Source organism: Pseudarthrobacter sp. PvP090 (assembly GCF_040547365.1).
Lineage (GTDB): Bacteria > Actinomycetota > Actinomycetes > Actinomycetales > Micrococcaceae > Arthrobacter.
In genome coordinates, this window is sequence record NZ_JBEPPO010000003.1 from 158638 (window position 1) to 183806 (window position 25169).

A 25169-nucleotide genomic window follows, 5' to 3' on the forward strand; every position below is an offset into this window, starting at 1 on the left:
CTACGCCTGCAGGGCCAGGATGGCGGTGGGGGCGTCCTCGCGGGTTTCGGCCAGTGCCTCGAACTCGTTGACCGCGTTGATTTCCACGCCCATGGAGATGTTGGTGATCTTTTCCAGGATCACTTCCACGACGACGGGAACCTGGAACTCGCCCATCAGGGCCGTGGCCTTGTCGAAGGCGGACGCCAGGTCGTTGGGGTCCTCCACCCGGATGGCCTTGCAGCCCAGGCCCTCGGCCACCTTGATGTGGTCCACGCCGTAGCCGCTGGCGGTCGCTGAGAGCTCCGTGGAGTTGATGTTCTCGAACGCCAGGGAGACGTTCTGCTCCATGTCGAAGCCGCGCTGGGACTGGCGGATCAGGCCCAGGTAGGAGTTGTTGACCACCACGTGGATGTAGGGCAGGTTGAACTGGGCGCCGACCGCCAGCTCCTCGATCATGAACTGGAAATCGTAGTCACCGGACAGGGCGACGACGGTCTCCTCCGGCTTGCCGCGCACGACGCCCAGGGCGGCCGGGGCGGTCCAGCCCAGGGGGCCGGCCTGGCCGGCGTTGATCCATTTGCGCGGCCCGAACACGTGCAGCATCTGGGCGCCGGCGATCTGGGACAGGCCGATCGTGGAGACGTAGGTGGTGTCCTTGCCGAACGCCTTGTTCATCTCCTCGTACACACGCTGCGGCTTGATGGGGATGTTCTCGAAGTGCGTCTTGCGGTGCATCGTGGCCTTGCGCTCGGCGCATTCGGCGGCCCAGCCGGAGAAGTCCGGCAGGGTGCCCGCCGTCTGGCGCTCGCGGGCCAGCTCGACCAGTCCCGCGAGGGCGGCGCCGGCGTCGGAGGCAATGCCCAGGTCCGGGGAGAACACCCGGCCGATCTGGGTGGGCTCAATGTCGATATGGACGAACTTGCGGCCGGCCGTGTAGGTGTCCAGGCCGCCGGTGTGGCGGTTGGCCCAGCGGTTGCCGATGCCGATGACGAAGTCCGAGGCCAGCATGGTCTCGTTGCCGTAGCGGTGCGAGGTCTGCAGGCCCGCCATGCCGGCCATCAGCGGGTGGTCGTCGGCGATGGCGCCCCAGCCCATCAGGGTGGGAATGACCGGCACGCCCAGCAGTTCGGCCAGTTCCACCAGGTCCGCGGACGCGCCGGCGTTGATGATGCCGCCGCCGGCCACGATCAGCGGGTGCCGGGCAGCGGTGAGCATGTCCAGCGCCTTCTCCAGCTGCCGGCGGCTGGCCCGCGGCTTCTCGATGGCCAGGGGTTCGTAGGCGTCGATGTCGAACTCGATCTCGGCCAGCTGCACGTCGATGGGCAGGTCCAGCAGCACCGGACCCGGGCGGCCGGAGCGCATCAGCTGGAAGGCCTTCTGGAAGGCGCCCGGCACCTGGCCCGGTTCCCGGACGGTCATGGCCATCTTGGTGACCGGCTTGGCGATGGACTCGATGTCCACGGCCTGGAAGTCCTCCTTGTGGAGCTTGGCCACGGGAGCCTGGCCGGTAATGCACAGCATCGGGATGGAATCGGCCCAGGCGGCGTACAGCCCGGTGATCATGTCCGTGCCGGCGGGCCCGGAGGTGCCGATGCAGAGGCCGATGTTGCCGTCCTTGGCCCGGCTGTAGCCGTCGGCCATGTGGCTGGCGCCTTCGACGTGGCGGGCCAGGGTGTGGCGGATCCCGCCGTGGTTCCGCATGGCGGAATAGAACGGGTTGATGGCCGCGCCTGGCAGGCCGAACGCCTCGGTGGCGCCCTCCTTTTCCAGGATGGCGACGGCAGCGTCTACGGTGCGCATCTTAGTCATGGTGTACTCCTCGGAAGTCTGTTTTTGGGTGTGTTGAAGGAAGGCCCGGCGGTCGCGGGGCACTTTGGGGGGAGCCGGCGTCGTAAACCACGACGGCGGCCGGCGTGTCCGTGTCGAAGTGCCCCCGGACGGCCGGGGCGGGCCGGTTGCTAGTTGCGGCCGCTGAGCTGCAGGACCTGCTTGAAGAGCCCGGAGTGGTCCAGTCCGCCGTCGCCCTGGTTGACGGCGGCGGCGACGAGCTGGGCGACGACGGCGCCGAGGGGTACGGCGACGTTGGCTTCGCGGGCGGCCGAGGTGACGATGCCGAGGTCCTTGTGGTGCAGGGCCAGGCGGAAGCCGGGGTCGAAGTTGCGGTCGAGCATCTTCTGGCCCTTCTGGTCCAGGACCTTGGAGCCGGCCAGGCCGCCGCCGAGAACCTTGAGGGCGGCGTCGGTGTCGACGCCGTAGGCCTCGAGGAAGGCGATGGCCTCGGCGAGGACCTCGATGTTGACGGCGACGATCAGCTGGTTGGCTGCCTTGACGGTCTGGCCGGAACCGGACGGGCCGACGTGGACGATGGTCTTGCCCACCGCGGTGAGGACATCCTGGGCGGCCTCGAAATCCGCCGCTTCGCCGCCCACCATGATGGACAGGGCGGCGTCGATGGCGCCCTGCTCGCCGCCGGAGACCGGGGCGTCCAGGGCCCGGAGGCCGGCGGCCCGGGCGTCGTCGGCGAGGCGCTTGGCAACGTCCGGGCGGATGCTGCTGGCATCAATCCACAGGGTGTCCGGCGTGGCGTGGGCGAAGACGCCGTCGGGGCCGGCGACGACGCCCTCGACGTCGGGGGAGTCCGGCACCATGGTGATAACGACGTCGGCGTCCTTGACGGCGTCGGCGATGCTGGTGGCACCCCGGCCGCCTTCGGAGACCAGCTTGTCGATCTTGTCCTGGCTGCGGTTGAAGCCGGTGACGGTGTGGCCGGCCTTGACGAGGTTGATGGCCATGGGCAGGCCCATGATTCCGAGTCCGATGACTGCAACGTTGCTCATGATGGTTCCTTTACTGAAGTCTTTTTAGCGCGGGTGTGCTGTTGTGCAGGTGCGGGTGCGGGTGCGGGTGCGGGTGGGGACTACCGCGAGACGCGCTGGCGGATGGCCCATGCGAAGGCGGTTTCCGCCGGTTCCTTGTACTCGAGGCCGATGTAGCCCTCGTAGCCGAGTTGGCGGCTGCGGGCGATCCAATCGCCGAGGGGCAGCTCACCGGTTCCGGGGGCCCCGCGGCCGGGGCTGTCGGCGATCTGGATGTGGCCGAAGTCCTTGGCGTGCTTTTCGATGACGGCGGCGACGTCGTCACCGTTGACCGAGAGGTGGTAGAAATCGGCGAGGAGCTTGATGTTCTCCGCGCCGGTTTCCTCGTTCACGCGGGAGATGACCCGGAGCGCGTCCTCAGCGGTGAGGAGCGGGTAGCGCGGGGCGCCGCTGACCGGCTCGAGCAGCACGGTGCCGCCGATGCCGGCCACTCCCGCGGCGGCGGCCGCGAGGTTCTGGACCGCCAGTTCATCCTGGGCCTCCGGCGTGTGCCCGTCCTGACGGTTGCCGTAGAGGGCGTTAAAGGATTTGCAGCCGAGCCGCCCGCCGATGCCGGCTACCACATCGATGTTGTCCTTGAACTCGGAGCTGCGGCCCACCCAGGACACCAGGCCGCGGTCGCCGCCCGGCATGTCGCCGGCGTTGAAGTTCAGGCCGGTGAGCTGGACTCCTGCGTCGCTGATGGCCTGCTCGAAGCGGGTGACCTCGGCGTCGGCGGGGACGGACGCCGCGAAGGGCCACCAGAACTCGACGGCGTCAAAGCCGGCGGCCTTCGCCGCGGCGGGCCGCTCAAGGAGGGGCAGTTCGGTCATCAGGATGGAGCAGTTCACGGTGTACGTCATGGTGGGTTCTTTCCGGTGTGGGCGGGAGCTGGAGGAAAAGCTTCTTTGCATTTCACAACTTCCACTTTGTGGAATAAAGATTCTGCTTTATGAAAAGTGTAGGGAAGGTAGGGCGGGTGCGTCAAGGGGTGAAAGGGGGTGGGGCGTCAGGGCCTGGGGATTTCTGGGGCGGGGGCGTCCGCTACCCCTTCGAGGGGTCTTTCCGGGCGGCCAGGCCTACCAGCGCGCCGACGGCCACGCCGATCAGAAGGCCCGTGAACGGCTTGTCGGCGGTGGCCACGCCAATGGCGAAGCCGAGGGCTGCGCCAAGGAGCATTCCGATCCACAGGGATTCGTACTTCACAGCCTCAGGCTAGCAAGCGCCGCCAAGCACTCAAGGCGCAGCAGGGGGACAGAATGCGCCAGCGGGGCGCCTCGGCGCGCATTCAGGGCGCGCATTAAAGGTGCCCGGGGCCGTAACCGCCGGTAGGCCCGCCCCGGCAGGCGGGGCGGGCCCAGTGCTTTGGACGTGCCTAGGTGAGGCGGACCTGCCGGTTGACGTCCTTGTACAGCAGGTAACGGAACGGTCCCGGTCCGCCGGCGTAGCAGGCCTGCGGGCAGAAGGCGCGGAGCCACATGAAGTCCCCGGCCTCGACCTCCACCCAGTCGTCGTTGAGCCGGTAGACGGCCTTGCCCTCGAGGACAAAGAGCCCGTGTTCCATCACATGGGTTTCGGCGAACGGGATCGACCCGCCGGGCTGGAACGTGACGATGTTGACGTGCATGTCGTGGGCCAGGTCGTCCGGGTCCACGAAACGGGTGGTCGCCCAGGCACCGTTGGTGTCCGGCATGGGCCGCGGCTCGACGTCCTGGTCGCGGGTCACGAAGGACTTCGCGGTGAAGCCGTCCAGCGGCTCATAGGCCTTGCGGATCCACTGGAAACTGGCGGCGTCCCCGGCGGAATCGTTGAAGACCTTCCAGTCCGATCCCGCGGCGAGATAGGCGTAGCCGCCGGACTCCAGGTGGTGGATCTCGCCGTCGAGCGTCAGCGTCAGTTCGCCCTTGGTGAGGAAGATGACGCCTTCGACGCCGGCCTCCGCCTCGGGCTTGTCGCTGCCGCCGCCCGGCGCCACTTCCACGATCAGCTGCGAGAAGGTGGTGGCGAAGCCGGCGATGGGGCGGGCGATGATCCACGCGCGGGTCTTGCTCCAGCCGGGGAGGTTGCTGGTGACGATGTCGCGCAGCACCCCCTTGGGGATGACCGTGTAGGCCTCTTTGACCACGGCGCGGTCGGTGAGGAGCTGGGTCTGCGGCGGCAGGCCGCCCTCGGGGGAAAAGTAGGTGCTCATGGGGTTACTCCTGTTGAACGGGATCAGTGGTTGTGGGAGGCGGCAGGCTGGGCCAGCCGGGGGTGGGCCAGGGCGGTCAGCCGGGGCAGTCCCAGGCCGGTCAGCCCGTGGACTTCGTCGGCGCCGGCGGCACCGCACTGGACGCCGCGCAGCACGAAGGCCGCGAGGGCCCTGGCCGTGGCCGGTTCGTCCATGACGCCGCCCTCGGTGCGCTCCACATAGTTGCGGAGCCGCGCGGCGGCGGCGGGAAGGCCCTGCCGGTAGAACGCGTAGGTGGCGGCGAAGCGGCTCGGCAGCTGTGCGGGGTGGAGGTCCCAGCCCTGGTAGTAGCCGCGTTCCAGCGAGCGGCGGACCAGCCGGCCGTGGAGCCGCCAGGCGTCCTGCACCCCGTCGCCGACCGGGATCACGTTGGTGGACCCGTCGGAGAGCCGGATGCCGGTTCCGGCCACGGCCAGCTGCATCACTTCCTTGGCATAGTCCGCCACCGGGTGTTCCATGGACTGGTATTCCGCGGCGATCTGCAGCGAGGCCGAGTAGTCATAGGTGCCGTAGTGCAGGGCGCTGATCCGGCCGGGGACGGCGTGCGGCAGCTGCGCCACCGGGGAGGTGCCGTCCGGGCCCAGGATCAGCTGCGGCGTTTCCACCTGGACCTCGAACCGCAGCCGGCCGGCGGGCAGCGAGTGGGCTTCCTCCAGCCGGGACACGGCGTAGTCCATGGCCTGCACCTGGGCCACGGTGGTGACCTTGGGCAGGGTAAGGATGAGCCCGTCAGGGAGCTCGCCGGCGGCGGCCAGGCCGGAGACGAACAGGTCCAGGGTGCGCAGCCCGCGGGCGCGGGTGGGCGCCTCGAAGCACTTGAACCGGATCCCGATGAACGGCGGGGCACTGCCGTCCGCCACAGCGGCGGCCACGGCGGCGGCGGCAGCGACGGCGTCGGCGTCCTCGGCGTCGTCCCCCCGGTCCCCGTAGCCGTCCTCGAAGTCCAGCCGGAGGTCCTCGATCGGCTCACTGCCGAGCTTCGCGGCCACACGGGACGCGACGGCGGCGGCCAGCTCCGGGTCCTGGCCCAGCAGGGTGCCGAGCTGTTCCAGCCCGCCGTGGGCGTCGGCCGCGGCCAGGGCCTGGGCGCCCCAGCCGGCGGCGAACCCCGGAGTGAAGCGGTCGGCCGGGACGTAGACGGTGTGCACCGGCTGGCGGGTGCCGTCGTCGCCCGGGTAGTTCCGTTCCAGCAGCTCATCCGTCGCCGCGAGCTGGGCATCGATCCGGCCCAGGTCTGCGGAAGAGAGCGCCCCGGAGGACGGCCCGGAGGGAGATAGGGCCACGGCTCAGCCCACCAGTTCGTAGGCGGGCGTGGTGAGGAAGTCCGTGTAGTCCTCGGAGAGGCAGATGTCGCCGATGAGCTTGCTGGCGGGCAGGTAGTGCTTGGCGAACGCGTCCTCGCCCACCTCGCCGCGTAGCTTTTCGGTTTCCTCGGCCAGGATCGCGGACACCAGCTCGCGGGTCACGGTCCGGCCGGTGTCGGCGAGGACCACCTGGTTGCGGATCTGCTGCCACACCTGCGAGCGGGAGATCTCGGCCGTCGCGGCGTCCTCCATCAGGTTGTGGATGGCGACGGCGCCGTTTCCCGAGATCCATACGGCGGTGTAGGCGACGGCGACGTAGAGGTTCAGGCGCATGCCCGCCTCGGTGACCGTGCCGTTCGCGGAGGCGATGTCCAGGAGCTGGTCCGCGGTGACCGAAACTTCCGGGCGCTGCTTGCCCAGCTGGTTCGGCCGCTGGCCCAGGACGGCATCGAAGACGTCGCGGCAGACCGGGACCAGGTCCGGGTGCGCCACCCAGGAGCCGTCAAAACCGTCGTTCGCCTCGCGGGTCTTGTCCGCGCGCACCTTCTCGAAGGCCTGGGCCGTCACCTCGGGCTCGCGGCGGTTGGGAATGACGGCCGCCATGCCGCCCATCGCGAAGGCGCCGCGGTGGTGGCAGGTCTTGACCAGCAGTTCGGTGTAGGCGCGCATGAACGGCGCGGTCATGGCCACGGTGGCGCGGTCCGGCAGCACAAAGCGCGGGCCGGCGTCGCGGAAATACTTGATGATGCTGAACAGGTAGTCCCAGCGCCCGGCGTTCAGTCCGGAGGCGTGGTCGCGGAGTTCGTAGAGGATCTCGTCCATCTCGAACGCGGCCGGGATGGTCTCGATCAGGACGGTGGCGCGGATGGTGCCCTGCGGGATCCCGAGGTAGTCCTGCGCGAAAACGAAAATCTCGTTCCAGAGGCGGGCCTCGAGGTGGCTCTCCATCTTGGGCAGGTAGTAGTAGGGGCCCTGGCCGTTTTCCAGCAGCTGCTTGGCGGTGTGGAAGAAGTGCAGGCCGAAGTCCACGAGGGCGCCCACGGTGTGCTCGCCGCCGATCAGCAGATGGCGCTCGCTCATGTGCCAGCCGCGCGGGCGTGCCACGACGACGGCGAGCGGGGCATCGGTCCGGAGCTTGTATTCCTTGCCCTCCGGGGAGGTGTACGCCAGGGTGCCCGCCGCGGCGTCGCGGAGGTTCAGGATCGATTCGATCACGTTGGACCAGGTGGGGGTGCTGGCGTCCTCGAGGTCGGCGAGCCAGACTTTGGCGCCGGAGTTCAGGGCATTGATGGCCATCTTGGCCGGCGCGGCCGGGCCCGTCATTTCCACCCGGCGGTCCTGCAGGGCTGCCGGGGCGGCGGCAACGCTCCAGTCGCCCTCGCGGACGTCGCGGGTCTCCGGCAGGAAATCGAGCCGGCCGGTGCGTGCCACCTCCTCGCGCTTGGCCGCGCGGGCCTTGAGCAGATCCCCGCGGGTGGCGGCGAAACGCTGGTGCAGTTCCTCGATGAACGCCAGGGCCTCGGGGGTGAGGATCTCCTCCGCACGGTCAACGGGGCGCTGGGCTGAAATGGTGAGGGCCATTGTGGTCCTTCCTGTTCGGTGAATCAGGGCTGCAAATGAGGATCAGGCGTGGGCGGGCGCGGCGGCCGGGACCGCTGCATGGGCCGCTGCGTGGGCCGCCGCGGCGACGGCGGCCGCGACGTCGGAGGCCACGTGGGGGTCGAAGACGCTGGGAATGATGTAGCTGGCATTGAGCTCATCGTCGGCCACCCGGTTCGCGATCGCCTCGGCGGCGGCCACGAGCATCTCGGGGGTGATGTCCGAGGCCCCCGCGTCCAGCAGCCCGCGGAAGAAACCGGGGAAGGCCAGGACGTTGTTGATCTGGTTGGGGAAGTCGCTGCGGCCGGTCGCCACCACAGCGGCGTGCCGTGAAGCGACCACCGGGTCGATTTCCGGCGTGGGGTTGGCCATGGCGAACACAATAGCGTCCTTGGCCATGGATGCCACCTGTTCTTCGCCGATCACGTGCGGTGCGCTGACGCCGATGAAGACGTCGGCTCCCTTGAGCGCTTCGTGCAGGGTGCCGGAGAAACCCTGTTCGTTGGTGTTCTCGGCGATCCAGGTGCGGTGCTCGTCGTCGTACTGTTCGCCGAAGTGGATCGCTCCCGAGCGGCCAGCGGCGATGATGTTGCGCGCCCCCTGCGCCTTGAGCAGCTGGATGATGGCGGAGCCGGCCGCGCCGACGCCCGACACGACGATCCGGACGTCGGGGAGCTTCTTGTCCACCACGCGCAGGGCGTTGGCGAGGGCCGCGAGCGTGACGATGGCGGTCCCGTGCTGGTCGTCGTGGAAGACCGGGATGTCGAGTTCCTCGCGGAGCCGGTTTTCGATCTCGAAGCAGCGCGGTGCGGCGATGTCCTCGAGGTTGACGCCGCCGTAGACCGGGGCGAGTGCCTTGACGATCCGGATGATTTCCTCGGTGTCCTGGGTGTCCAGGCACACCGGCCACGCATCGACATTGGCGAACTGCTTGAACAGCGCCGCCTTGCCCTCCATGACCGGCAGTGCGGCGGCGGGGCCGATGTTGCCCAGGCCCAGGACGGCGGAGCCGTCGGTGACGACGGCGATCGTGTTGCGTTTGATGGTGAGGTTCCGGGCGGCCTCGGGGTTCTCCGCGATGGCAAGGCATACGCGCGCCACGCCGGGAGTGTAGGCGCGGGAGAGATCGTCACGGTTGCGCAGGGCGACCTTCGGGACGACCTCCAGCTTGCCGCCGAGGTGCATGAGGAAGGTACGGTCCGAGACGTTGCGGACGGTGACGCCGTCGAGCGCGTTCAGCGCGTCCTTGACGCGGGCGGCGTGGGCGTCATCCGTGGTGTTGCAGGTGACGTCGACCACCAGGGTCTCGTGGTGGGACTCGGTGACGTCCAGGGCGGTGATCGCGGCGCCGGCGGCACCGACGGCGGCGGCCAGTTCGCTGGTGGCGGTGAAGCTGGACGGTGCCTCCACGCGCAGGGTGATCGAATTTCCGGGGCTCGGATTCGCCATTGAATTTTCCTCCTGGTCGGCCCGCTGGCGGGCGTTCGCTGTTCTTACTTATTTCGTATTATGGATATTATTATCTACTTTGTGGAAATACAAGCCCGGAGCGGTGGCGCTTCCGGCGTGTTGGCGCCGCGTCGACGGCGCGCGGGCGGTGCTGTATCTTGGGTCTACTAAGCACTTTTTTCACGATGTGGATAAAAGTTGTCGCAAGCGATCCCTCAGGAGACCCAAGTTATGGCGGAAAAAGCCCCCGGAGGCGTGCAGTCCGTTGAGCGCGTTTTCGAACTGCTGGAGCTGATCACTGATGCCGGCGGGGACGTCACGCTCAGTGAACTGTCCTCCTCCACCGATCTGCCGCTGCCCACCATCCACCGGCTGCTCCGCACCCTGGTCACGCTGGGCTACATCCGGCAGCTGCCGAACCGCCGCTACGCACTGGGCCCGCGCCTGATCCGCCTGGGCGAGGCAGCGAACAAGCAGCTGGGGGCGCTCGCGCGGCCGCAGCTCCAGTCGCTCGTGGAGCGGCTCGGGGAAACCGCCAACATGGCGGTGCTGGATTCGGACATGGTGATGTACGTGGCCCAGGTCCCGTCCCTGCACTCCATGCGGATGATCACCGAGGTGGGCCGCCGCGGATACATGCACGCCACCGGCATGGGCAAGGCGATCCTGGCGCAGCTGGACGACGAGACGGTGCGCGGCATCGTCACCCGGAAGGGCATGCCAACCCCCACCCCGAAGAGCATCGGCGACGTCGAGTCCCTGTTCGCGGACCTGAAGCTGATCCGGGACCGCGGCTACTCCATCGACGAGGAGGAGCAGGAGATCGGTGTCCGCTGCTTCGCGATCGCCATCCCCAATGCGCCGACCCCCGCGGCGATTTCCGTCTCCGGCCCCGTGTCCCGGGTGGACAAGTCCTTCGCGGACCGGGCCGTTCCACTGCTGCGCGAGGCGGCCCGGGCGATTTCCCAGGACCTGAACAAGAGCTGACCCCCGGCCCTCATGCGGCAGCCGGCGAGGCCACAGCGCGGCCCCTTTTCCTTCCGGGAAAGGGGCCGCACTTGTCATCTGGACGGTATCGCCGTCGGTCAGTGTTCGGACTTCGACGCCGACTCCACGGTGACTTCCTTGCCGTCGCAGTCGATCAGCTTGCCGCCCTCGAAGCGGTCGCCGTCGGCCAGGCACTTGAGGTCCTGTTCCCGCACGATCCGCTCCGTGCCGGCCACAAACACCGACTGGTTCTCCGAGTTGCCCGCCTTGAGGTGGTTGAAGAGCAGGTTCAGCAGGATGGCCATCACGGCGGCGGAGCTGATGCCGGAGTGGAAGATGGTGGCGAACCAGGACGGGAACTGGTCGTAGAAGGTCGGCGCAGCGATCGGGATCATACCGAAGCCGATCGACGCGGCCACGATGACCAGGTTCATGTTGTTCTTGTATTCCACCTTGGCCAGGGTCCGGATGCCGCTGGCCGCCACCGTGCCGAACAGGACGACGCCGGCGCCGCCCAGGACCGGTGTCGGTACCGCGGCCACCACCCGGCCCAGGACCGGAAGGAGGCCCAGGATCACCAGGATGGCGCCGCCGGCGCTGACCACGAAGCGGCTCTTGACGCCCGTGATGGCGACCAGTCCCACGTTCTGGGCGAAGGCGCTCTGGGTGAAGGAGTTGAACAGCGGCGAGATGGCGCTGGACAGCATGTCGGCGCGCAGGCCGTCGCCGATGCGCCGGGCGTCCACCTTGGTGCCCACGATTTCGCCGACGGCGATGATGTCCGCGGACGTCTCCGTCAGGGTCACCAGGATCACGATCAGCATCGAGATGATCGCGGCAAGGTGGAACGTGGGCGGGCCGAAGGCGAACGGGGTGGGGAATGCCACGATGTCGCCCTGCGCGACCTTGGAGAAGTCGGTCATGCCGGCGATGAAGGCGATGACCGTGCCCAGCACCATGGCCAGGAGGATGGAGAGCCGCGAGATGGTGGCGCTGCCGACCTTGCTGAGCAGCAGCACGATGGCCATGGTGGCGGCCGCCAGCCCGATGTTGGCCACGGAGCCGTAGTTGGGCGCCGCCTTGTTGCCGCCCATGGCCCAGTTGGCGGCCACCGGCATCAGGGTCAGCCCGATGACGGTAATGACCGTTCCGGTGACCACGGGCGGGAAGAAGCGGATGATCTTGGAGAACAGCGGCGTGATGAGCAGGCCGATCAGGGACGCGGCAATCACGGAGCCGAACACCGACTGGATGCCGCCGCCCTCGTCCACGATCGCCACCATGGTGGAAACGCCGGCGAAGGAGACGCCCTGGACCAGGGGAAGCCGGGAACCGAAGAACGGGATGCCGATGGTCTGCAGGATGGTGGCCAGGCCTCCCACAAACAGGCAGGCCGCGATCAGGAGCCCGATTTCCTCCGACGGCATTCCGGCCGCCGCGCCAATGATGAGCGGGGGTGCGATGATGCCGCCGTACATCGTCAGGACGTGCTGGAGGCCGTAGGCGAAGGTGCTTCCGATCGGAAGCCGTTCGTCTTCTGGCCGGTCGGACGGTGTGCGGCCGGCGCGGGACTTGACCGCTGACGGCTTCTTTTTCATGTTCATGGCAGACTTTCTTGGTTCATGGCAGACGTCTTTGTCTGGCTAACGGTGTCTGGCTAACAGATGTGGCTTGTTGGGGTGGTGCTTGCCTGTTCCAGGGCCGGCACTGGTGCTGGCCGGTGCTGGCCCTGGAACAGAACTGGCGGCGGCTTGTAAGCCGGCGGGGTCCAGGTCCTAGCAGAAGCCGGCGATGCCGGACCACGCGGCGTCGGCCGGTGCTGCGTCCTCGCGCTGGACCGTCGCCTCGATCAGGCCGTACGGGCGGTCGGCGGCAAAGAACACCTCGTTGGGGTTGTCGAGGCCAAACGGCGAGAGGTCCACCAGGAAGTGGTGCTTGTTGGGCATCGAGAACTTGATTTCATCGATCTCGCTGTGCGCTTCCAGGACCTTGGTGCCCATGTCGAACAGGGTCTGCTGAAGGGCGTGGGAGTACTTTTCGGTGAAGCCTTCCAGCAGGAGGGCCTTGACGTCGTCGTAGCTCTTGTTGAAGTCGAGGGTGCTGAAGTCCGTCCCGGTGTTGTAGCGCCAGCGGGCGGAAACGTCCGTGGCGAGGATCCGGTCCGTGGTCTCCGGCAGGGTGGTGTACTTGTCCCGCGGGTAGCCGACGAAGCCCGACTGTGTGGACTTGAGGACCGTCAGGTCCTTGAGCCCCGAGATCAGGTGCCGGTCCGCGCCGTCGCGGACCAATACGGCGGTTCGGATTTCCTGGCCGTTGCGCACAAAGGAGTGGTCATGCGCCGCGCCGTGGGCCTGGATGCGGTCCCAGCTGTAGGACTCTGCCTCCCAGCGGCCACCGGTCACCCAATCGAAGCTCGAGGTGAAGTGGTCTCCGAGCCGGAGCAGGAACGCCTCCGGGGAGCCGATGCCCTCCCGGGCGAAGGCGTAGATGGTGTTCTTCTGCGTGTCCGTGGCCACGACGTGGCTGTTGTCGCCTGCCAGGTGGGCCGCCGCGAAGTCGCCGCGGAGCTGTGAGGTGACGTTGAGGTCTTCGATCTCGTGGCGGTCCGTATCGCGGGTGATCTTGACGACGCGGACTTCGGCCTTACCGTACTGGTTCTGTCCGAGGACGATCTTGTTGTTCATGGTGGGTTTCCCAACTTCCGGTATGTGGGATCAAAGTCCCACATAGAAATGTCGTACGCGTTTCGCGTTCGTTTCTTTTCCCGCCGGCCCACAAAAAAGAGCCGACGTCAGTTGACGCCAGCTCATTACAACCCTGCCTGCTGCTCCCAGGTTACGTGACCTGCGCCACGAATTACCTTCAAGGCTAGCCCAGTCCGGCGGTGGTGTACATCACAAACTGAATTTTCCGATTGTGACCGGGCGGAGCCCGCGGCAGCACGCGGGGTCTTGACCGGGCGCGGGGCCGAGGCTTACAGTTTCCACAAGGCAATAAATATTTTCCGAATTACGGAAACACCTGCAAGAATGAGGAGGAACAGATGGACCCCCAGGAGCAAGACATCGTCGCTGACTTTCCGGCACCCGGCCAGGAGCTGTACCTGCCCTTCGGCGCCACCGACCCCGACTTCTACATCCCGGCCGACTGCGACCGCACCGGCCGCGGGTTCTCCCGCTGGCTGCGTGCACTCCCGGTCTTCGGCCGCTAACACAGGTAGCGGCGCGCCGCCTCAGCGGCGCTCGCCTTCAGGCCCCGGGACGCCCCGGCCAGTCCCTGCCGGCCCAGGGGTCGTAGTCGGCGATGAGCTCCTCCTGCGGCGGACGCTCCGCTTCGGGGACATGCTGCAGGTTCACCCGCACCCTGTACCAGAGCGAGCTCGAGCCGCGCATTCCGTCGACGAGCACGTCGGCGGGGTGCAGGGCCGGGACGATGTCCGCATGCCGGGTCTTCCAGTCATCGAGGGCCGCGAGCGCCTCGGGCTTGGTCCTGGTGCGGGCCACCTCAATAAGCGGCATCACCGACTGCCGGCGGCCGGAGCCGTCGACGCCGCGCGGGGGCTTTTCGGCGGGGCCCAGCTCGGAAGCCAGGGCGAGGAGCCTGTCGAGTGAGCCGGCCGCATCGTCGATGCCGGCGTGGGGGTCGCCCCCGTCCGCGAAGCGCCCGGGCACGGTGCGCACCGTGAACATTTCCGGCCGCGCGGAGCGGACCTCCTCCCAGGCCAGCGGCGTCGAGACCCGGGCGTCAGGCAAGGGCCGGATCGAGTAGGCCGATGCCACGGTGCGGTCCTTGGCGTTCTGGTTGAAGTCGACGAACACACTCTCGCCGCGTTCCTCCTTCCACCACCGGGCGGTGGCGAGGCCCGGCGCGCGGTTTTCGACCTCGCGGGCGAGGGTCTCGGCGGCAAGCCGCACATCGCGGTATGACCACTGAGGCGCGATGCGCACCAGGATGTGGAGTCCGCGCGACCCGCTCGTCTTCGGCCACCCCACGAGCCCGACGTCGTCGAGCACGTCCCGCGCGACATACGCGACGTCGATGATCTGGGACCAGCCGACTCCCGGCATCGGATCCAGGTCGACCCGCAGCTCGTCGGGGTGATCGAGGTCCTCGGCGCGCACCGGATGCGGGTTGAGGTCCAGGCATCCAAGGTTCACCACCCACGCCAGGCCCGCGGCATCCCGGATGACAGTCTCCTCGGCTGAGGTCCCCGACGCGTAGTGCAGGGTCGCCGTGTCGATGAAGTCCGGGTGGTTTTCGGGCACTCGCTTCTGGAAGAACGGCTCAGTGTCAATGCCCTTCGGGAAGCGCTTGAGCACCATGGGCCGGCCGCCGGCGCCGCGCAGCGCACCATCCGCGACAGCGAGGTAGTAGTGCACCAGGTCGAGCTTCGTCAGCCCGGGTTCGGGGAACACCACCTTGTCCGGACTCGAAATCCGGACCTCGGTGCCGGCGATGTTGAGGACCTCGGCCGGGGCCTTCGACGGGTTCATTCCGTCACGCTAGCAACGATCGGATGCGGCGGCCAGACCGGCTGCGCGGCCGGCGGAGGCGGCCGGAAATGGCTCAGCCGTTCACCAGCCTCCGCGCTGCGGCCGAGTGCTCCGCCATGAGCCCGGCAACGTCCAGCCCCGGAATCTGGCCGTCCACCACGCGCCATCGTCCGCCCACCATGACGCGGTCCGCCCGGTCGGCCGCGCACAGCAGCAGGGCCGCGACGGGGTCATGGCTGCCGGAGAAACGCAGTTCATCGAGGGTGAAGAGGGCCAAGTCGGCCTGCATCCCGGGGGCCAGCTGGCCCAGGTCCGGCCGGCCCAGGACCGCGGCGGATCCCCGCGTCGCCCAGCCCAGCGCCCGTTCCACCGGAACCTGCGCGCCGTAGCGCAGCCGCTGAAGGTACAGCGCCTGCCGCGCCTCCAGGATCATGTTGGAGGCATCATTCGACGCCGAACCGTCCACACCCAGCCCCACGGGGACCCCGGCGTCCTCCAGTTCCAGCACCCTCGCGGTTCCGGAGGCCAGGCGCATGTTGGAGGTGGGGCAGTGCGCGACGGCGGTGCCGGCGGCCCCCAGCGCGGCGATCTCGCCGTCGGTGAAGTGGATGCCGTGGCCCAGCCACGTCCGGCCGCCCAGCCAGCCCACGCTGTCGAGGTACTCCACGGTCCGCAGGCCGAACATCTCCCGGCAGAAGTCCTCCTCGTCCAGGGTCTCGGCGAGGTGGGTGTGCAGCCGGACATCGTGCCGCTCCGCCAGGGCCGCGCTTTCCGCCATGATCTCCCGGGTGACCGAAAACGGTGAGCACGGCGCCAGCGCAATCTGGACCGTGGCGCCGTCGCCGCGCTCGTGATACTCGCCAATGAGCCGTTCGCTGTCCGCCAGGATCACGTCCGGTGATTGCACCGTGGACTGCGGCGGCAGGCCGCCGTCGTCCGTGCCGAGGCTCATGGAGCCCCGGGTGAGGGTGGCGCGCATGCCGAGTTCGCGCACCGCCCGGACCTCGATGTCGATGGCGTCCTCCAGGCCGTCCGGGAACAGGTAGTGGTGGTCCGCCGCGGTGGTGCAGCCGGACAGGAGCAGCTCCGCGAGCGCCACTGTCGTGGCCAGCTCGAGGTCGCGGGGCGTAAGGCGCGCCCACACCGGGTATAGGTTCTGCAGCCAGGGGAAGAGCGGCGCGTTGGCCACCGGCCCCCAGGCCCGGGTGAGGGTCTGGTAGAAGTGGTGGTGCGTGTTGATGAGCCCCGGCAGCATCACGTGGCTGCCGGCGTCGAACGTCTCCTGGCACGGTGCCGCGGGCAGCTGCCCGGCAGCCAGCACTTCGACGATGACGCCGCCGCTCACCACGACGCCGCCGGAGGCGTCGAGGCTGTTGGCGGTGAAGGCGCCGAGGGGGTTCTTGATCCAGAGCCGGGTTTCGGGGGACGGTGCGGGCATCGGGGTTTCCTGTCTGAGCGTGGGGAGGTTATGCCAGCTCAGTGATGCCCTGTCTGCTGATCCAGGGTGCCGGCGGCGGTGCGCCGGTTCGAACAGGTTAGGGTGGCCGTGGACGGTCCGTCAATGTCGGGCGGGCGTGAGAGTCCGGAAACCTAGATTTCACATCACGAAACTTAAATTCCACAAAACTATGGCGCGGGCCCCGGTTCCACTGCTAGTCTCGCTGGTGTCAAAGGCGGGCACCCGGGACCGGGAGGCTATCTACCAGGCGCAACTGAACCTTCATCGCACACGCTGAAGCCTGGTCACCGACGCAACTGGCCTATTACGTTCCGGCACGGTACCGGCTTCCACAGCACAAGGGAGTCGCATCATGACCGTCACCGTCACGGCCCAGGCGTATCTTGCCCGGTCCATCGAGCTGGCCACGGCCAATGTCATGAACAGCGGAGGGCCTTTCGGCGCCGTCATTGTCACCGCGGACGGCCAGGCATTCGACGGCGTCAACCGCGTCACCGCCACCAACGATCCCACCGCCCACGCCGAGGTCACGGCCATCCGGCGGGCGTGCGCCGACCTGGGCCGGTTCGAACTCAGCGGGGCCACGCTCTACACCAGCTGCGAGCCGTGCCCCATGTGCCTGGCCTCCGCCCTCTGGGCGCGCGTGGACCGCGTCGTCTATGCCGCCGACCGGCACGACGCCGCCTCGGTCGGGTTCGACGACGCCGTGTTCTACGAGTACTTCGAGAACAACCAGCCCGAGGCCGTCCTGCCCGTGCGCAAGCTGGAGCTTGAGGGGCCGGGGGCGCCGCCCGTGCTGCAGCCCTTCACCACCTGGAACACGCTCCAGACGCGGATCGACTACTAGGACCCGTGGCTGAAGTGCGGATTTCGCTGCGCATTCGGACAGCCGCGGCGCGGATCCCGGGCGCGGGCGTCCGGAACCGCAGCGGAATTCCGGCGCTTCCCCTGGCCGCAGTTACGAACGAGAATGTGCACACCGTCGCCGCACGGGACAAGGGGGTGCAGCAATGTTGGATCTGATGCCTGCGCTGGCAGCCTGGCCGCCGGCCGCCACCGGCGGGCGCTGCGCCGTGGCGACCGTGGTGGGGGCTGGCGGTTCCGTACCGCGCCCGGTCGGAACCTCCATGCTGGTGTCCGAGTCCGGTGATGTGCTGGGCAGCCTCTCCGGCGGCTGCGTGGAGGGCGCCGTCGTCGCAGTCGCCCTGGAGGTGATGGCCGACGGCGGCACCCGCCGCGAGTTCTTCGGCTACAGCGCCGAGGACGCATTCGCCGTCGGGCTCACCTGCGGGGGTGAGCTGGAAGTCCACATCGAACTGCTGGCGGACACCCTCGGCGGCCTCCGGCCGGAGGGCCTGGCCACCCTGGACGCCCACGATCCCGGCCCGGGCCTTGCGCTCATCCGCCGGATCGATGCCGCCTCCCCGGAAGATGCCTTGTCCCCGCGGGGCGCACGTTTCGGGCGGGGCACTGGGTCCCCGCGGGGCGCCGGCGCCGTCGTCATCCCGGATCCCGCCCGCTACCAGGTGGCGCAGTCCGACGCCGTGGCCGCCCTGCTGGGGGTTGCGGGGGACGGGGCCCGGTCCCTGCTGCGGGCGGCCGCCGCGCAGATCGAGCCCCTGCTGAGAACCGGGACCACCGGGGTGGTGCGGCTGGCGGCGGAATCCGGCTGCTCCGGCGACGCGGCAGCGGGCCGGCCCGCCGCCGAGCCCCTCACCCTGCTGGTGGAGAGCAGGCTGCCGCCGGCCCGGATGCTGGTGTTCGGCGCCAACGATTTTGGCGCGGCCCTGGTGCCGGCCGCCCGGCTGCTCGGCTACCACGTGACCCTGTGCGACGCCCGGCCGGCCTTCGCCCGGCAGGAGCGCTTCGCCGCGGCCGAGGAGGTGGTCACGGACTGGCCGCACCGCTACCTGGCCGCCGAAGCCGCGGCCGGCCGGCTCGATGCCCGGACCGTCGTCTGTGTACTCACCCACGATCCCAAGTTCGACATCCCGCTGCTGCAGACGGCGCTCGGCCTGGACCTGGCGTATGTCGGGGCGATGGGATCGCGGCGGAGCCACGCCCAGCGGCTGGAGTCGCTGCTCGCCGCCGGGGTGGCGCCGGGAGAGTTGGAGCGGCTGCATTCCCCGATCGGGCTGGATCTGGGCGCGGTCACCCCGGCCGAGGTGGCCGTCTCCATCACCGCGGAGCTGGTGGCAGGCCGGAGCCGGTCCGCCCAGGGGCTGTCCCTGAAACACGGGAGCGGACCGATCCACCGGTACCCCACCCCGGAAGCCCTGACTCCGCCAGCACCCACCCCGCACCACACCCCGCACTACCAGGAGATGCCATGGACATGAACACCATAGAGGCCGTGGTCCGCACCGCGGATCCGGCCGACTGGCAGGCCGGCGACGCCTGGCTGGCCGGCGGCACCGTGCTGTTTTCCTACGGCAGCTTCGCCTTTGGCAAGGAACCGCTCCGGCGGCTGCTGGACCTCGGCTCCACGGGCTGGCCGGCGGTCACGGTGTCCGACTCCGGGATCGAACTCGCGGCCACCTGCAGCATCGCCGAGCTTTACGCGCTGCCCGCCGGGGAAACCGGCCAGGCGCAGGCCGCTGCCTGGCCTGCACTGGAGCTGATCCGCCCGTGCTGCGATTCGTTCGTGGCGTCCTTCAAGGTCTGGAACATGTCCACCGTGGGCGGCAACCTCTGCACTTCCCTGCCGGCCGGACCCATGACCTCGCTCTGCGCGGCGCTGGACGGCGTGGCCACGGTGCTCGGCCCGGGCGGGGCCAGCCGCACCGTCCCGGTGGCGGAGTTCGTGACCGGTGACGGCCGCAACTGCCTGGCACCCGGCGAGCTGCTCCGCAGCGTCCACCTCCCGGCGTCGGCCCTGGCCTCCCGGGTGGCGTTCCGCCGGCTGTCGCTGAGCAACCTGGGACGGTCGGGGGTGCTGCTGATCGGAAGGCTCGACGCCGACGGCGGGCTGGTCCTCACGGTCACGGCGGCCACCAAGCGCCCCGTGCAGCTGCGCCTCGGCAACTCCCTTGGTGACGCGGCCGGTGCTGAGCCGTCGCCGGCCGCCCTCGCTGAGGCGCTCGACGCCGCCATCCCGGACGGGCTCTACCACGACGACATCCACGGCCTGCCTGCCTGGCGCAGGGACATGACCTACCGGCTCGCGGAGGAAATCCGCGCCGAGCTGGCGGCCCCGGCAGGCACGCCAGCAACCCACGTGTCCGGCGATTTCTGGCCTCCGCGGCGCACGTCACCGCAGGCCTCGCCGCAGCAGGAAGGGGCCTGAGCATGGCCATCGAAATCAACGGCGCTCCGGCGCAGGCCGAACCGCGGCCGGGGCAGTGCCTGCGGACGTTCCTGCGGGAGCAGGGCAACTTCGGCGTCAAGAAGGGCTGCGACGGCGGCGACTGCGGGGCCTGCACCGTCCACGTGGACGGCACCCCCGTGCACAGCTGCATCTACCCGGCCGTCCGCGCGGACGGGCGGGCGGTGACCACCATTGAGGGGCTCGCCCGCACCTGCGGACCGTCCGACAGGACTGGCGCGAACGGGACTGCGTCCGACAGCGGAGCCCTGCATCCGATGCAGCAGCAGTTCATGGAACGGCAGGGCTTCCAGTGCGGGTTCTGCACCGCCGGCATGGTGATGACGGCGGCCACCTTCGACGACGAGCAGAAGGCCGACCTGCCGCGGAACCTCAAGGGGAACCTGTGCCGCTGCACCGGCTACCGGGCCATCGCGGACGCGGTCTGCGGCTGCGAAGGACACCCGCACGGCGAATCCGGACACCCGGACCCCGCGGGGCCGGGGTCCGGGACCGCCGGCGGGGGCCAGCCCGGGCCGCATCCCGGCCAGCTCGGCGACGACGTCCCGGCGCCCGCCAGCCAGGCGATCGTCACCGGCACGGCGCGCTACACCCTGGACGTGCCGGCGTCGGAGCTTCCGGGGCTCCTGCACGTGAAGCTCCTGCGCTCGCCGCACGCCCACGCCCGCGTGCTGTCCATCGACGCCGCGGACGCGCTGCGGATTCCCGGCGTCGAGGCCGTCTTCACCCACGAGGACTCACCCGCGCAGCTGTTTTCCACGGCGCAGCACGAGATCTACACCGACGATCCGGACGACACCCGGGTGCTTGACGACGTGGTCCGGTTCGTCGGGCAGCGGATCGCCGCCGTCGTCGCCGATACCGTCGCCGCAGCGGAAGCCGGCGTCCGGGCGCTGAAGGTGGAGTACCAGCTGCTGGACGCCGTGTTCACCCCGCAGGCCGCGCTGCTCCCCGGCGCGCCGCTGGTCCACGGGGACAAGGACGCCGCCACGGCCCGCATCGGCCGGCCGGAGCGCAACGTAGTTGCCGAGCTGCACTCCGAACTGGGCGACGTCGCGGCGGCCTTTGCCACCGCGGACTCCATCCACGAGCAGACCTACCGCACCCAGCGGGTGCAGCACACCGCGCTGGAGACCCACGCCGCCATCGCCTCGATCGACGACGACGGCCGGCTCCAGGTCCGCACCTCCAGCCAGGTGCCGTTTCTGGTCCGGCGCACCCTGGGCCGGGTCTTCGGCCTGCCGGAGGACCGGATCCGGGTGGTCGCGGGACGGGTGGGCGGCGGCTTCGGCGGCAAGCAGGAAGTCCTCACCGAGGACATCGTGGCGCTCGCCGCGCTGAAACTGCGGCGCCCGGTGCAGCTGGAATTCACCCGCACCGAGCAGTTCACGGCATCCACCACCCGGCACCCGTTTACCATCCACCTCAGGGCCGCCGCCAGTAATGAGGGCAAGCTGACGGCCCTGCAGCTGGAGGTGCTGACCAACGCCGGCGCCTACGGCAACCACTCCGTCGGCGTGATGTTCCACGGCTGCGGCGAGTCCCTGGCCGTCTACAACTGCGCCAACAAGAAGGTGGATGCGCAGGCGGTGTACACCAACACCGTGCCCTCGGGTGCCTTCCGCGGCTACGGGCTGAGCCAGATGATCTTCGCGATAGAGTCCGCCGTCGACGAGCTCGCCGCCGGGATCGGCATGGACCCGATGGAATTCCGCCGCCGCAACATGGTCCGCGAGGGCGACGACATGCTCTCCACGCACCCCGACCCGGAAGAGGACGTGCTCTACGGCAGCTACGGGCTGGACCAGTGCACGCGGCTGGTGCAGGACGCCCTGGACCGGGGGCGGGAACGCTACCGGGACGCCGGACTCGAGGACCTCGGCCCGGACTGGGTCACCGGGGAAGGCTCGGCGCTGTCCATGATCGACACCGTCCCTCCGCGCGGACACTTCGCGCATTCCAGGATCCGGCTGCTGCCCGGCGGGACGTACCAGGTGGATGTGGGGACCGCGGAGTTCGGCAACGGAACCACCACCGTGCACGCCCAGCTCGCCGCCACCGCCCTGTCCACCACCGCCGGCCGGATCGCGGTGCGGCAGTCCGACACGGACCTCGTGGACCACGATTCCGGCGCGTTCGGCTCGGCCGGGACGGTGGTGGCCGGGAAGGCCACCCTCGCCGCGGCCGAGGAACTCGCGGTGCGGATCCGCGCCTTCGCCGCCGGCATCCGGCACGTCCAGGCCTCCGGGTGCGTGCTGGACGGCGACGCCGTTGTCTGCGAGGGAACCCGGGTGGAGCTGACGGAACTGTTCGACGCCGCCGCAGCGGCCGGCGTCGACCTTTCCGGCGAGGGGCGCTGGGGCGGGACCCCGCGGTCCGTGGCGTTCAACGTCCACGGCTTCCGGGTGGCCGTGAACACCGGCACGGGGGAGCTGCGGATCCTGCAGAGTGTCCAGGCCGCCGACGCCGGTGTGGTGGTCAACCCGCGGCAGTGCCGCGGGCAGATCGAAGGCGGGATTGCGCAGGCGCTGGGTGCCGCGCTGTATGAGGAGGTCAGGGTGGACGACGCCGGCTGGGTCACCACGGACATCCTCCGGCAGTACCACATCCCGTCCTTCGCGGACGTGCCGCGCAGCGAGGTCTACTTCGCCGACACGTCCGACAAGCTGGGCCCGCTGGGCGCGAAGTCCATGAGCGAGAGCCCGTTCAACCCGGTGGCGCCGGCGCTGGCCAACGCCATCCGGAACGCCACAGGGGTCCGGTTCGCGGAGCTGCCGATCGCCCGCGACAAGATCTACCTCGGCCTGAAGGAAGCGGGGCTGGCCTCGTCCTCCCACTAGATGCCCGGGTCCCGATTAGATGCCGGGTCCCGATCCAACCGTTTGTGACTGGCGATGAACCGTCACCCCCTTGACGCCGACGTGACACAGGTCATACCGTTATTTCACTACTCGATACCCATCTTCCGCATTGTGGAATATAAGCAACGACGCTCCTGCCGGTATTTCCGGCACAGATCCCGGTGCGGAATGGATGGAAGACATCTTCAAGAAGTGAGATCACGATGCAGACGACCCCGTTGACCGGCGTCGACCCGGATCCCGGGACCGCTGGTGACATGAGCAAAGCAGCCCACCCCTCCATGGGTGTCGACGCGCTTTGCGATGCAGCCAGCGCCACCTCCGGCCGGACGATCAGCCCCACCCTCTACAACATCGACCTGGCCCCGACGAAGCGGGAAGGCCGCCGCTGGACCAGCTACAGCATTTTCACCCTCTGGGCCAACGATGTCCACAGCCTTGGAAACTATGCCTTCGCCATCGGACTCTTCGCCCTCGGGCTGGGCGGCTGGCAGATCCTTCTCGCCCTGGGAGTCGGGGCCGTCCTCCTCTTTGCGCTGCTCAGCTTCTCCGGCTTCATGGGCGTCAAGACCGGTGTCCCGTTCCCCGTCATGAGCCGGATCAGCTTCGGCATCCGGGGAGCCCAGATTGCCAGCCTCCTGCGCGGGGCAGTGGCCGTGGCATGGTTCGGCATCCAGACCTACCTCGCGTCGGTGGTGCTCCGCGTCATGCTCGTGGCCGTGGTTCCCTCGCTGCGGGAGCTGGACGCCAACTCCATCCTCGGCCTCTCCACGCTGGGCTGGGTCTCCTTCGTGTTCCTCTGGATCGTCCAGCTGGTCATCGTCAGCTTCGGCATGGAAATGATCCGCAAGTATGAGGCCTTCGCCGGCCCCATCATCCTGGTGACCATGGCGGCCATTGCCGTCTGGATCTTCGTGGAAGCCGGCGGCTCCATCGCCTGGGCCGCGGACAACGCCCTCGAAGGCGCCGACATGTGGCGCACCATCTTTGCCGGCGGCGCACTGTGGGTGGCCATTTACGGAACGTTCGTCCTGAACTTCTGTGACTTCACCCGGTCCGCCGTCTCCAAGAAGGCCGTGGTGCGCGGCAACTTCTGGGGCATCCCCATCAACATGCTCCTTTTCGGGGCGATCGTGGTGGTCATGGCCGGCGGACAGTTCAAGATCAACGGCACGGTCATCGAGAGCCCGTCGGACATTGTCCAGACCATCCCAAACACGCTGTTCCTGGTGCTGGCCTGCCTCGCGCTGCTGATCCTGACCATCGCCGTGAACCTGATGGCCAACTTTGTGGCCCCCGTCTATGCCCTGACCAACCTCTTCCCGAAGCACCTGAACTTCCGGAAGGCTGCCTGGGTCAGCGGCACCATTGGGCTCATCATCCTGCCGTGGAACCTGTACAACAACCCGCTCGTGATCGTGTACTTCCTGGGTGGACTCGGAGCGCTGCTCGGCCCGCTGTTCGGCGTCGTGATGGCCGACTACTGGCTGCTGCGCCGCGGCAAGGTCAACGTGATTGAGCTCTACACCGAGGACCCGGCGGGGGCCTACTACTACAAAAAGGGCTTCAACCCCCGCGCGATCATCGCCATGGTGCCCGCCGCCTGCGTTGCGCTCCTGATCGCCTTTGTTCCGGCGCTGGAAGCCGCCGCCCCGTTCGCCTGGTTCGTCGCGGCCGGCATCGCCGCGGTGGTCTACTACGCCATCTCGGACCGCTCCCAGCGGCTCGACGACGTCGACGGCGAGGCCATCGCCGTCGCCAGCACCCACTGACCAGCTGCCCTGGAAGGGAAAGCCCATGCGCATCCTTGTCGCCAACGTCAACACCACACAGTCCATGACCGACTCCATCGCCGCGCAGGCACGCCAGACCGCGCTTGCGGATACGGAGATCGTGGGACTCACTCCCCGCTTCGGCGCGGACTCCTGCGAGGGAAACTTTGAGAGTTACCTCGCGGCGATCGCCGTGATGGACCGGGTCCTGTCCTATCCGGAGCCGTTCGACGCCGTCATCCAGGCCGGCTACGGCGAACACGGCCGCGAGGGGCTCCAGGAGCTCCTCGACGTTCCGGTCGTGGACATCACCGAAGCGGCCGCGAGCACCGCAATGTTCCTGGGCCACAAGTACTCCGTGGTCACCACCCTGGACCGGGCCGTTCCGCTGATCGAGGACCGGCTGAAGCTGGCCGGCCTCGACGCCCGGTGCGCCTCGGTGCGGGCCAGCGGACTCGCCGTCCTGGAACTGGAAGAGGACCCGGAACGCGCAGTGGAAGCCATCATCGAACAGGCGCTGCTCGCCGTCCGGGACGACAAAGCGGAAGTCATTGTCCTGGGGTGCGGCGGCATGGCCGGCCTGGACGAAGAGATCCGCAAGCGAGCCGGCGTTCCGGTGGTGGACGGCGTGGCCGCTGCCGTCACCATCGCCGAATCGCTGGTCCGGCTGCGGCTGAGCACCTCGAAAGTACGGACCTACGCCACCCCGCGCCCCAAGACGGTCATCGGCTGGCCGCTGGCCACTGCCCCCGCGACGGCCACCCCGTGAGCCCGGCCTCCTCCCGCTAAGACCAATGCGGGTTCAGATCCGGCCCATGGGCGGGGGGCAAAATGGCCGGATCTGACCCCGCGT

The 25169-nt window shown here is 68.8% G+C and carries 20 protein-coding genes; 8 read left to right on the plus strand and 12 right to left on the minus strand.

Annotated elements, in window-relative coordinates:
* From gcl to ABIC21_RS04505, 8 genes are all read right to left on the minus strand, one after another.
* On the minus strand, positions 1–1791 hold the full coding sequence (gcl, locus tag ABIC21_RS04470; protein WP_354349210.1) for a glyoxylate carboligase: 1791 nt from the start codon (positions 1789–1791) through the stop codon (positions 1–3).
* Positions 1792–1940: 149 nt separating this feature from the next.
* Positions 1941–2819 (minus strand): 2-hydroxy-3-oxopropionate reductase, encoded by an 879-nt coding sequence (locus ABIC21_RS04475; protein WP_354349211.1) that lies wholly within the window; start codon positions 2817–2819, stop codon positions 1941–1943.
* A gap of 80 nt (positions 2820–2899) precedes the next feature.
* Entirely contained in the window at positions 2900–3700 is an 801-nt protein-coding gene (locus ABIC21_RS04480) for a hydroxypyruvate isomerase family protein (RefSeq protein ID WP_354349212.1), read from the minus strand.
* Between the two features lie 181 nt (positions 3701–3881).
* Complete coding sequence (locus tag ABIC21_RS04485; RefSeq protein ID WP_354349213.1) at positions 3882–4043, minus strand: hypothetical protein; 162 nt, start codon at positions 4041–4043, stop codon at positions 3882–3884.
* A gap of 169 nt (positions 4044–4212) precedes the next feature.
* Positions 4213–5028, minus strand: coding sequence for a bifunctional allantoicase/(S)-ureidoglycine aminohydrolase (locus ABIC21_RS04490; RefSeq protein WP_354349214.1), 816 nt, complete (start codon positions 5026–5028; stop codon positions 4213–4215).
* A 23-nt stretch (positions 5029–5051) separates the two neighbouring features.
* The gene (locus tag ABIC21_RS04495) at positions 5052–6350 is read right to left on the minus strand and encodes a DUF6986 family protein (protein WP_354349215.1); all 1299 of its coding nucleotides are present in this window, start codon (positions 6348–6350) and stop codon (positions 5052–5054) included.
* Between the two features lie 3 nt (positions 6351–6353).
* Positions 6354–7952: a malate synthase A gene (aceB, locus tag ABIC21_RS04500; protein WP_354349216.1), complete on the minus strand. Its 1599-nt coding sequence runs from the start codon at positions 7950–7952 to the stop codon at positions 6354–6356.
* A 42-nt stretch (positions 7953–7994) separates the two neighbouring features.
* Positions 7995–9419 carry an NAD-dependent malic enzyme gene (locus tag ABIC21_RS04505; protein WP_354349217.1) on the minus strand — a complete coding sequence of 475 codons (1425 nt, stop codon included), beginning with the start codon at positions 9417–9419 and terminating at the stop codon, positions 7995–7997.
* A 231-nt stretch (positions 9420–9650) separates the two neighbouring features.
* On the opposite strand from ABIC21_RS04505, the gene ABIC21_RS04510 reads away from it, so the two are divergent.
* Positions 9651–10406, plus strand: a complete 756-nt coding sequence (locus tag ABIC21_RS04510) for an IclR family transcriptional regulator (protein WP_354349218.1) — start codon at positions 9651–9653, stop codon at positions 10404–10406.
* 98 nt (positions 10407–10504) lie between these two features.
* On the opposite strand, the gene ABIC21_RS04515 is transcribed toward ABIC21_RS04510, so the two are convergent.
* The gene (locus ABIC21_RS04515) at positions 10505–12010 is read right to left on the minus strand and encodes a nucleobase:cation symporter-2 family protein (protein ID WP_354349219.1); all 1506 of its coding nucleotides are present in this window, start codon (positions 12008–12010) and stop codon (positions 10505–10507) included.
* A gap of 171 nt (positions 12011–12181) precedes the next feature.
* Positions 12182–13090, minus strand: a complete 909-nt coding sequence (gene pucL, locus ABIC21_RS04520; protein WP_354349220.1) for a factor-independent urate hydroxylase — start codon at positions 13088–13090, stop codon at positions 12182–12184.
* 359 nt (positions 13091–13449) lie between these two features.
* On the opposite strand from pucL, the gene ABIC21_RS04525 reads away from it, so the two are divergent.
* Positions 13450–13617 (plus strand): hypothetical protein, encoded by a 168-nt coding sequence (locus tag ABIC21_RS04525; protein ID WP_354349221.1) that lies wholly within the window; start codon positions 13450–13452, stop codon positions 13615–13617.
* Positions 13618–13654: 37 nt separating this feature from the next.
* On the opposite strand, the gene ligD is transcribed toward ABIC21_RS04525, so the two are convergent.
* Together ligD and ABIC21_RS04535 are read right to left on the minus strand one after the other, a co-directional pair.
* A complete protein-coding gene (ligD, locus tag ABIC21_RS04530; protein ID WP_354349222.1) occupies positions 13655–14899 on the minus strand; it encodes a non-homologous end-joining DNA ligase in 1245 nt (414 codons plus the stop codon).
* Between the two features lie 73 nt (positions 14900–14972).
* Positions 14973–16337, minus strand: coding sequence for an 8-oxoguanine deaminase (locus tag ABIC21_RS04535; protein ID WP_354349223.1), 1365 nt, complete (start codon positions 16335–16337; stop codon positions 14973–14975).
* Positions 16338–16710: 373 nt separating this feature from the next.
* Here ABIC21_RS04535 and ABIC21_RS04540 point away from each other — a divergent pair, with 373 nt between their 5' ends.
* The 6 genes from ABIC21_RS04540 to ABIC21_RS04565 all read left to right on the plus strand — a co-directional run bounded on the left by ABIC21_RS04540 (position 16711) and on the right by ABIC21_RS04565 (position 25085).
* Positions 16711–17205: a nucleoside deaminase gene (locus tag ABIC21_RS04540; protein WP_354349224.1), complete on the plus strand. Its 495-nt coding sequence runs from the start codon at positions 16711–16713 to the stop codon at positions 17203–17205.
* 163 nt (positions 17206–17368) lie between these two features.
* Positions 17369–18697, plus strand: a complete 1329-nt coding sequence (locus ABIC21_RS04545) for an XdhC family protein (protein WP_354349225.1) — start codon at positions 17369–17371, stop codon at positions 18695–18697.
* On the plus strand, positions 18688–19644 hold the full coding sequence (locus ABIC21_RS04550) for an FAD binding domain-containing protein (RefSeq protein ID WP_354349226.1): 957 nt from the start codon (positions 18688–18690) through the stop codon (positions 19642–19644). Before ABIC21_RS04545 ends, ABIC21_RS04550 begins: the two co-directional genes overlap by 10 nt.
* A gap of 2 nt (positions 19645–19646) precedes the next feature.
* Complete coding sequence (locus ABIC21_RS04555; protein ID WP_354349227.1) at positions 19647–22523, plus strand: molybdopterin-dependent oxidoreductase; 2877 nt, start codon at positions 19647–19649, stop codon at positions 22521–22523.
* Positions 22524–22747: 224 nt separating this feature from the next.
* Positions 22748–24316, plus strand: coding sequence for an NCS1 family nucleobase:cation symporter-1 (locus tag ABIC21_RS04560; protein WP_354349228.1), 1569 nt, complete (start codon positions 22748–22750; stop codon positions 24314–24316).
* 25 nt (positions 24317–24341) lie between these two features.
* A complete protein-coding gene (locus tag ABIC21_RS04565) occupies positions 24342–25085 on the plus strand; it encodes an aspartate/glutamate racemase family protein (protein ID WP_354349229.1) in 744 nt (247 codons plus the stop codon).
* Positions 25086–25169: the final 84 nt, after the last annotated feature.